Raw genomic sequence first — 8,405 nt, forward strand, 5'->3', positions numbered from 1 at the left:
GCTGAAGGCCGGCGTGTTCAGTTATGACTTCATCCCGTCGGGCGCGAACAAATCCGCGGCGCACGGCGAGCCATTGTACGAATACGACAAATACCCGGAAGACCAGACGGAGAAAGACCTGGAGAAACATTGCGCCTCGGCGATCCGCTGGCACATGAAGGATTTCCTCAAGGCCATTGCCTCGCGCGGTCGGCCCGTTGCCGACATCGAACAGGGCTACATTTCGACGACTTCGTGCATTCTCGCCAATCTCGCAATGAAACTTGGCCGGAGCCTGGCCTGGGACCCGGCGAAAGGGCGGGTGGCCGGCGACGACGAAGCCAACAGCCTCTTGCGCCGTCCGTATCGCGCACCGTGGGTCCATCCGGAGGCGGACAGGGTCTGACTTGCCGTAAAGATGAGGAACGACAGGGCACGGTTGCGGCCCCGGGTCTCCCCGGTCATTCCTCCCACGCTTTGGCGCGCACCAATGCTTTCGTCCAGCCGGCGCACAGTTTTTTTCTCAGGGCGGGTTTCATTCCGGGAACGAATCGGCGGTCAATCTGCCACTGTCTGGCAATCTCGCTCGGAGCGTTCCAGAAGCCGACCGCCAATCCGGCCAGGTAGGCGGCGCCGAGGGCCGTCGTTTCAGACACACGCGGGCGCACGACCGGAACACCGAGCAAGTCAGATTGAAACTGCATGAGAAGATTATTTGCACAAGCGCCGCCATCGACGCGAAGTTCTTTCAGCCGGATGCCGGCATCCGCCTCCATCGAACGCAGGACGTCCATGACCTGATAGGCGATGCCTTCAAGGGCCGCGCGGGCGACCTGGGCAGCCCTGGTCCCGCGCGTTATGCCGACAATCACTCCCCGCGCGTATTGGTCCCAATGCGGCGCTCCCAACCCGGCAAACGCGGGTACCAGATAGACGCCACCCGTGTCGGGCATCTGCGCGGCGAGCCCCTCGACTTCGGACGACGATTTGATGATCCCCAGGCCGTCCCGCAACCATTGGACCACGGCACCGGCGATAAAAATGCTCCCTTCCAGCGCGTACTCGGTGCGGTCGCCGATCCGCCAGGCGATGGTGGTGAGCAGATTGTTCTTTGAGGTGATGGGTTTTGTGCCGGTATTCATCAGCATGAAGCAGCCGGTGCCGTAAGTGTTCTTGACCATGCCGGGCCGGTTGCAGATCTGTCCAAAAAGCGCGGCTTGCTGGTCGCCGGCAATGCCCGAAATGGGAATGGCCGGGGAAAAATGCGTCGCTCGGCCATACACCTCGCTTGATGAGCGGACTTCAGGCAGGATCGAACGCGGCACGCCGAACAAATCCAGCAATTCGTCGTCCCATTCACCTGTATGGATGTTGAACAACAGGGTGCGGGAGGCGTTGGTTGCATCCGTCACGTGTTTCAGGCCGCCGGTCAGATTCCAGACCAGCCACGAGTCAACGGTGCCGAACGCCAGTTCACCCGCCGTCGCCTTGGCTCGGGCTCCCGGCACGTGCCGTAAAATCCACTGAAGTTTTGTGCCGGAGAAGTACGCATCCAGGACCAGTCCGGTTTTCTTCCGGATCAACTTTTCCAATCCGCGGGCCTTGAGGCGGTCGCATACCGCAGCAGTGCGGCGATCCTGCCAGACGATGGCGTTGCAGATGGGCTTTCCGCTTTTACGGTCCCAGACGACGGTTGTCTCGCGTTGATTGGTGATGCCAATCGCCGCCATGTCGCCGGGCGTCAGACCCGCGTGGGCGAGGGCCTGCGCCGCGACGCCGGCCTGGGTGGACCAGATGTCGTTGGGATTGTGTTCGACCCAACCGGGCCGCGGAAAAATCTGGGGGAACTCCTTTTGTGCCACGGCCTTGATGCGGCCGTTTTGGTCGAAAATGATTGCGCGCGAACTCGTGGTTCCCTGGTCCAAAGCCAAAACATATTTCATCGGGCGATCCTTTCTAGGGAATGTGACGAGGGCTTTCGCGGAAGGCGGGGCCGTAACGCCGTTGAGGTCGAGTGAGGCCGGCCTTTCCTGCGGTTCGATTCATGCGTTCCAAGGCTGCGGTTTTGGCTTACGCGGGATTCCACAGCAGCTTGTAAAACCAGGCGCCCAAAATGCCGCCGATGATCGGGCCGACAATCGGCACCCAGGCGTAGCCCCAATTCGAATCACCTTTCCCGGCAATCGGCAGGAAGGAATGCGCCAGACGCGGGCCGAAATCACGCGCGGGATTGATCGCGTATCCGGTCGGCCCGCCGAGCGACAGCCCGATGGACCAGACCAGAACGCCGACGAGGAAAGGCCCAAATCCTTTGTCGAAACCGGAATTGGGCACAAGGTTGTCCGGAGAGAGGATCGCGAGCACACCCAGTACGAGCACAAACGTGCCCACGATCTCGGTCACAAGGTTCATCGGCGCCAGTTTGATCGCGGGGCTGGTGCAGAAGACGCCCAGCTTCGCTCCTGCGTCGGGCGTCTCCCTCCAGTGTGGGAAATAGGCGAGCCAGACGATTACACTGCCGATGACCGCGCCCGCCACCTGTGCGGCGATGTAGGCGGGCACCAGATTCCAGGAAAACTTCCCAATCGCCGCCAGCCCGAGCGTAACCGCCGGATTGAGGTGCGCGCCGCTGATCGACCCCACGCAGTAAACCGCCAGGGCCACTCCCATCGCCCACCCCGTCGTGATCACGATCCAGCCGGAGTTTTGACCCTTCGATTTGTTCAACAACACGTTCGCCACCACGCCATCGCCAAGAAGGACGAGCATCATGGTCCCGACAAATTCAGCAAGAAAGGGGGGCATAGATTCGTTTTGGAACAGGTTGTTGCGATGAACTAACCAAATCATTCCGCGTCCTGTCCATCCAAAACGACGGTCCTCGGATTTCTTCTTCGCGCGACGCGGGCTCCACCGGATTCAGAGGTTCGAGCCACGGGCCCCGACCGTTTTTCAGACGACTGTTTCCAATTGACTATCCCATTCGTTTATGGCGTTCTCTCCGCAATCCGGAAGTTGACGCGCAGAAGTGCTGCAGCCTTGTACCATGCTATGAACGACCAGACTCCAAAGCAGGCGACGAGCGGGAAAAAATCGCCTGCCACCATTTTTGTGGTGGATGACTCGGCCGAACTTGGCGAAATGCTCGACGTGTTTCTTACCAAAGAGGGATATTCGACACGGGTGTTCAACGATCCGTTGGAGGCATTGGGTGCGCTGGAATCCGCCGAAACCCAGCCGCGGCTGCTGATCAGCGATTTTCGGATGCCCGGCATCAACGGGCTGGAATTGATCCACCGTTGCAAGCTGATTCATCCCACCTTGAAGGTCATTGCCGCCAGCGCGAATGTTCTGGACGAAGAGATCGAAAAGTATCCCTTCCGTCCGGACCGGGTTTTGCCGAAGCCTTATACAACAAACTCGTTGCTTGCGCTGGTGAAGGCGCTGTTGTCCCAGTAGCAGCGCACGACTCGACCACCTCCAACGTCCGCCCTCGTCCCGGGTTTGCTTCAACCTTGCGCGGCACCGAAGAAAATCAAGTGCCGGACCTGCAGGAGGAGGATCCACCACGCGTTCAACAGCACGCCTCCCTTGACGAAAAAGAAAACCGACAGAAAGCCCGCAGCGACCCGCCAGGCAAACAATTCGATGATGAACAACGAGGAGAACTGGTCTGACCAGGTCCTTGCCTTTATGTAAACCAGGACGACGCCGAACAACACCGTCAGGCTGGCCGCGGTTGCCGGCTTTCGGGTGAGTCGCAGAAAGAAGGCGAAGGGCGCGAAACAAAGGAACAGTTGATCAAAAGCAAGCGCGAAACATGTGAACGCGAGCCACGACTCGATGTTGGTCGGGTAATCGCCGGGAACGAGCGGCCGCAAGATCGGATCAATGATTGAGCCAAGGACCAGCACGCCGGCGAGGCCCGCTGCGGTCGCCGCGCTCCAGGAACGGAATGTCGGTTGAACGGCAACGACCGGCCTGAGGGCGTATTTCGGGCTCCAGCCAAAGACGAAACTCCAGAGGATGAATGTTGTCCAGGCGAGCGTCAGGGTCAGGAACCACAGTTGATGAGGCCGCTCGGTCCATAACACCAGACGGGGATAGCTGGCGAGCGTCGTTATGGCCGCTCCTGCGGCGGCGGCTTTCAAGACTTGTGGCTGAATGAGGGAGCGCATCGTGCTCTTGCCGTGACGCGGCCGCCGCCGGGCTTGGACGACTGAATTGCCGGATCGATCGCGGGCCGGAAACGGCGCCGGCTATTTGATCAAGCTGATGAGATAAACCAGGACGATCGCGCCGACGGTCGCCATGATGAGTTCGCCTAGCAGTCCAAATGATGCCAAGCCGACGAGCCGGAACAGGAAGCCTCCCAGAAGCGCGCCCACGACGCCAACCACCAGGTTTCCCAACAAACCGAATCCGCGCCCCTTGGTGAATTGTCCGGCCAGCCACCCAGCCGCCAGTCCGATGAAAAGAAAAATGAGAAAGCCGTCTCTCATGGTGGAAGCCTCCCCTCGGCGGCGCGCGCAAACAAGTCAAAAACTCAGGTGCTGAACTGGTCTTCTTTGCTCTTGAACAGCACGTTGAACGTCGTCATCGATCCGTAACAGCGGGTGACGTACTGCTGCCAGTCGAACTTGTCGGCGGAGGAAAGCGCCTCGCTCGAATTGATCCTTTGTTCCAGCACCCGGAGATTGTTCCGCATCATCACGATCTTGTGAAAGAAGACCTCCAGTTCGACTTCTTTGGGTTGAAGGGCGGGATCGGCCGGTTTTAGAATCAGCATGCCGCCACGCCACCGCGTGGCGAGCTGTTCAACGATGGAGTCCGGCCTGTCGAGCCCCAGTGTGCTGATGACTTCCGCGACAATTTGCCGGACAAGCTGGCCGAGGGGAACGTCGAGCCCGCTGATGGCAGCCTGCGCCTCGGCGGGTTGTATCTCGCTCGTCTGTGGCGCGACGGTCCGTTTGAGGTCGTCGAATTGGATGTCGGCGCTGTGTTCGGTGATTGCCGTCACGGTTCCGACGCCGTATTGCGGGTGGCGGATTTTCTGGCCGATGTGAAGTGCGTCAACTTTCATGTCCGCCATTTACCACGGATGAAAACACCGGAACAAGGTTTTCTCCGGGCACGCGTTCAGTCGGTGTCATGCACCTGCTTCTTGAACCGCGGGCGGACGCCGGCCTCCCGCGGATTGATCGGAGTGAAACCGAGCCGCAACGCGGGGGAGTTGCGATTCAATCGAAAATCAAGTTGGCGCGGGGCGACAAAAAGCGGATCGGCAATGAGCGAATGAACATCGTGTCCGCGCCGGCGCCATTCGTCAACGCTCGCGCCGGCGAATTTCATGGTTCCGGCTGACGCTCCCGCCCGGGCATCGAAATAGACGTTGCGATCCATCACGAAGTGGTCGTTTTTCCAATTGCTCCCCAGCAACATTCCGGAGTCGAAGTAGACAATGTTGTTCGTGAATACGAACGACACGTGCTCCTCCTCGCGCGTGCGCATCAGTTGATGTTCGTCTCCGAAGGCGAAGATGTTGTTGCGAATGATATTGTCACGACCGTAATGCTGGTGGAAACCTGCGCTTTTGCAGTGATAGACGAGGTTGTTTTCCAGCAGGATGTCCGTGCTGCCTTCGTCCGTGTAAAGTCCCCAGCCGCCGTAGGAGAACGCGTTTACATCGTGAATCAGATTATTTCGCAGGATGGTCCCCTTCTGGACCCCCAGCGTGTAAATGCCGCCCATGTCGCTTAGCACGCCCTGGCCGATGTCGTGCAGATGATTGAACTCGATCACGTTGTCGCGGCAGGGAGTTTCCTGATAACCCCAGTTCCAGCCCACCGAAACAGCCGTGTAGTAGAGATCGTGGATGTGATTGTGCGCGACGTGATTGTGGCCGCTTTGAAAGATGATGATGCCGACCGCCGGCGAAAACACCCGGCCGAGCTGATGCAGATGATTGTCGCTGATCTCGTGGCCAAAGTTTTGTTCAAACGGATCGGTCCGGGTCGTCGTCTCGCCAATCCGGATTCCTCCCGCGCCGAGGTCGAAGAATTCATTCACAATGACGGCGCAGCGCTGACAGCCGCGGCCCAGCTCCAGAGCATAATTGCCAAGATGCTCAAAAGCACAGCGCTCGATACGACAGTTCGTCGCGCCTTCCAGCAACACATCTCCATGAACGTGAACGGCCGCCTGAGTGTCAAGGTATCCATCCTCGGGAAGCGTCCAGTCCGCATGCGCAAACGTCAGGCCACGAATGATGACGTCGTGCAAGGCCTGCTTTGCCGTGAAGTCACCGGCCAACCGCATCAACGGCAATTTGAGGAATGGTGCGATGACTTCGTCTTTGTTCAAATCTTCACCGGCGTCCGCCCAATACGTCAGAATGCCCGTCTTGCGATCGAGGTACCATTCGCCGGACGAATCAAGCGCATCAGGCGTGTTCTCGATGAAGTAACGGGCGTTGCCTTCTTTCACGTGTTCGGCAATGCTGCCCGATAACGTGACGATGTGATTCGTCTCATCCATATCCCGGATGAATTGACGCAGATCCACCCACTTGTGCAATGCCACCAGCTCGGCGCCGTCGCTGACCCGGTCTTTTTTGAGGTCACCGTTCCGGTACTTGAACTTGACGGGTTTGTCCGCCAGATAGTCGCCGTCGGCCAGAAAGTATCCGGTGTTGGGTGTGCGCGCTCGTTGCCGTCGCCGGCCGTTGATGAACAACTGGTGAAAATACCACCTGTTCGCGCGGACATCCGGAACGTCCGCCTGCCACAGATCCGGCTTGCCTTCAACTCTCCTCCATCCGGTGATGCGTCGTCCGCCGGAGAGAACAGGTGTTTCACCCGGGTAGGCTGCGATGGTGAAAGGATGTTTCCCATCCGAACCTGAATCCTCGGGAGACAACTCGATGGTCCCCGGCTCGGGGTAGGTTCCACCGCGCAGGAGAATCGTGGCGCGATCCCACGGCTTGTCAGGGATCCGTCTGGCCGCGCGCGTCTTCTTTAACGCTTCAGGCAGTGATGCCAGCGGACCATCCTTTCGATCCGGCGATGGCCGTTCCAGTCGGCCGGACCACCGATCATTGCCGTTCGGGGCGACGTAAATGGTAAGTGGCCGCGCCGAAGCGTTGATTGAGATGACAGAAAGCAGAATGGCAGGGAGCGGTGAAATCCGGAACATGGGAACAGGATGCCGGTAGCGCGGCAAATCCTGTCAAACAAAAAACCAAAACGAATGCCGTGGCGCAACACAAGCTGCCTCCACGGCATCCGTACCGTTTGCGACCCAACCGTCAGGGCGCGGCGATTCCGAAAAAGTTCCCTCCGCCCCAGCCGCCCGTGTCTCCGGTGTAGGTTGTGATGCCGGCCTTCTTGCGGAAATCGTCGAGGTCCAATTTGCCTTTCGCGAAGGCGTCCACGTCCGCTTTTTTCACGCGGATCGTCATGATCGTGCCGTGAGGCCTGTCCGAATCAACCGTGCCCTTATCCATGACGATTGTCGATTGAGTGCGTTCGTCGGGCACGACCGTGGCATTCGGATCGTCGCCGGCCTTCTTGATGCCCTGGACGACTTTGAGTTTTGCCGTGGAGGCAGAGCCGGGGCCGAACAGGCAGACAGTGACAAATTCGTCGGACGGCAAATGACGGATGTTGGTTGCGTTCTTGAGGGCTTGCAACAGGGCATCTTTGAGTTCACTGACCTTGTTCTCGTCATAAGCCTGGGTCGGACGGGATTCCCAGCCGAATCTCCCGTACGCTTCTGTGTACGCCTGAATCGCCTTCCCGAATTCGCCTCCGTCGTTGTGCTGGCCGTAGAGCTCCCGTCTGGCTTCATCCCAGGCGGTGTCTTCGTGCGGTTTTTCCGTTTTTTCCGTGGCCTTCACCGGCGGGGGCAGCAAAGGAAGCCGGACATTGAGTATGAACACCGTCCCGTATCCCTCCAGGAACAGACTGCGAACCGGATTCCCGCCGGGGGCGATCAAAACATCGATACCCATCGCCGTGCGCGAGGATTGATTCCCCCCCAACTTTTCATCGAGCGTTTTGTCAAGTATGCGGGACATGACCGCCATGTCCTCTTCGAGGTTCGCCTGCACCTTCGCGTCCGTGTCGGAAGATCGAATCACGAGTGTTCTTCCGGAACCGCCTCCTCCACGACGCACAATCTGATGAAGTCGCTCGTGAAACATGGGCACGTCACCCAAAGCCGCTGGCGCAGCTGGCGCCGCTTGCTGGGCCTGGGCAATCTCGCGTTTGACCTGTTCCTGAACTCGCGCGAGTTCTTCCTCCTGCGGCGGCGGGGCCGGCGCGACCGGCGCCGTCGGGGCTTCCGGCGGCTGCTGGGCGCGCGCGGACGCTGCGCCCGGACATAATGAGACTGCGATGATCGCGACGGAAGTGATGACCGATTTC

At 59.3% G+C, this 8,405-nt stretch carries 9 protein-coding genes; 2 read left to right on the plus strand and 7 right to left on the minus strand.

All coding sequences use genetic code 11. From position 1 onward, the window contains the following. Positions 1 to 385: gfo/Idh/MocA family oxidoreductase (locus VN887_12600; protein ID HXT40845.1), on the plus strand; the 385-nt coding region annotated here is incomplete at its 5' end. A 55-nt stretch (positions 386 to 440) separates the two neighbouring features. Here VN887_12600 and glpK read toward each other — a convergent pair. Together glpK and VN887_12610 are read right to left on the minus strand one after the other, a co-directional pair. Continuing rightward, positions 441 to 1,922 carry a glycerol kinase GlpK gene (gene glpK / locus VN887_12605; GenBank protein HXT40846.1) on the minus strand — a complete coding sequence of 494 codons (1,482 nt, stop codon included), beginning with the start codon at positions 1,920 to 1,922 and terminating at the stop codon, positions 441 to 443. Positions 1,923 to 2,049: 127 nt separating this feature from the next. After that, entirely contained in the window at positions 2,050 to 2,784 is a 735-nt protein-coding gene (locus tag VN887_12610) for an MIP/aquaporin family protein (protein ID HXT40847.1), read from the minus strand. A gap of 246 nt (positions 2,785 to 3,030) precedes the next feature. On the opposite strand from VN887_12610, the gene VN887_12615 reads away from it, so the two are divergent. Next, positions 3,031 to 3,438 carry a response regulator gene (locus tag VN887_12615; GenBank protein HXT40848.1) on the plus strand — a complete coding sequence of 136 codons (408 nt, stop codon included), beginning with the start codon at positions 3,031 to 3,033 and terminating at the stop codon, positions 3,436 to 3,438. Positions 3,439 to 3,488: 50 nt separating this feature from the next. Here the strand turns inward: VN887_12615 and VN887_12620 are convergent, their stop codons facing one another. The 5 genes from VN887_12620 to VN887_12640 form a co-directional block, all read right to left on the minus strand. Next, on the minus strand, positions 3,489 to 4,130 hold the full coding sequence (locus tag VN887_12620) for a hypothetical protein (protein ID HXT40849.1): 642 nt from the start codon (positions 4,128 to 4,130) through the stop codon (positions 3,489 to 3,491). 108 nt (positions 4,131 to 4,238) lie between these two features. Then, positions 4,239 to 4,481, minus strand: coding sequence for a GlsB/YeaQ/YmgE family stress response membrane protein (locus VN887_12625; GenBank protein HXT40850.1), 243 nt, complete (start codon positions 4,479 to 4,481; stop codon positions 4,239 to 4,241). Between the two features lie 44 nt (positions 4,482 to 4,525). Continuing rightward, a complete protein-coding gene (locus VN887_12630; protein ID HXT40851.1) occupies positions 4,526 to 5,062 on the minus strand; it encodes a hypothetical protein in 537 nt (178 codons plus the stop codon). Between the two features lie 56 nt (positions 5,063 to 5,118). Further along, on the minus strand, positions 5,119 to 7,173 hold the full coding sequence (locus VN887_12635) for a right-handed parallel beta-helix repeat-containing protein (protein ID HXT40852.1): 2,055 nt from the start codon (positions 7,171 to 7,173) through the stop codon (positions 5,119 to 5,121). 112 nt (positions 7,174 to 7,285) lie between these two features. Continuing rightward, positions 7,286 to 8,405, minus strand: a 1,120-nt coding sequence (locus tag VN887_12640; GenBank protein ID HXT40853.1) for a hypothetical protein, incomplete at its 5' end; no start/stop codon positions are given.

Origin of the sequence: Candidatus Angelobacter sp. (assembly GCA_035607015.1) — a bacterium.
Taxonomy (GTDB): Bacteria; Verrucomicrobiota; Verrucomicrobiia; order Limisphaerales; family AV2; genus AV2.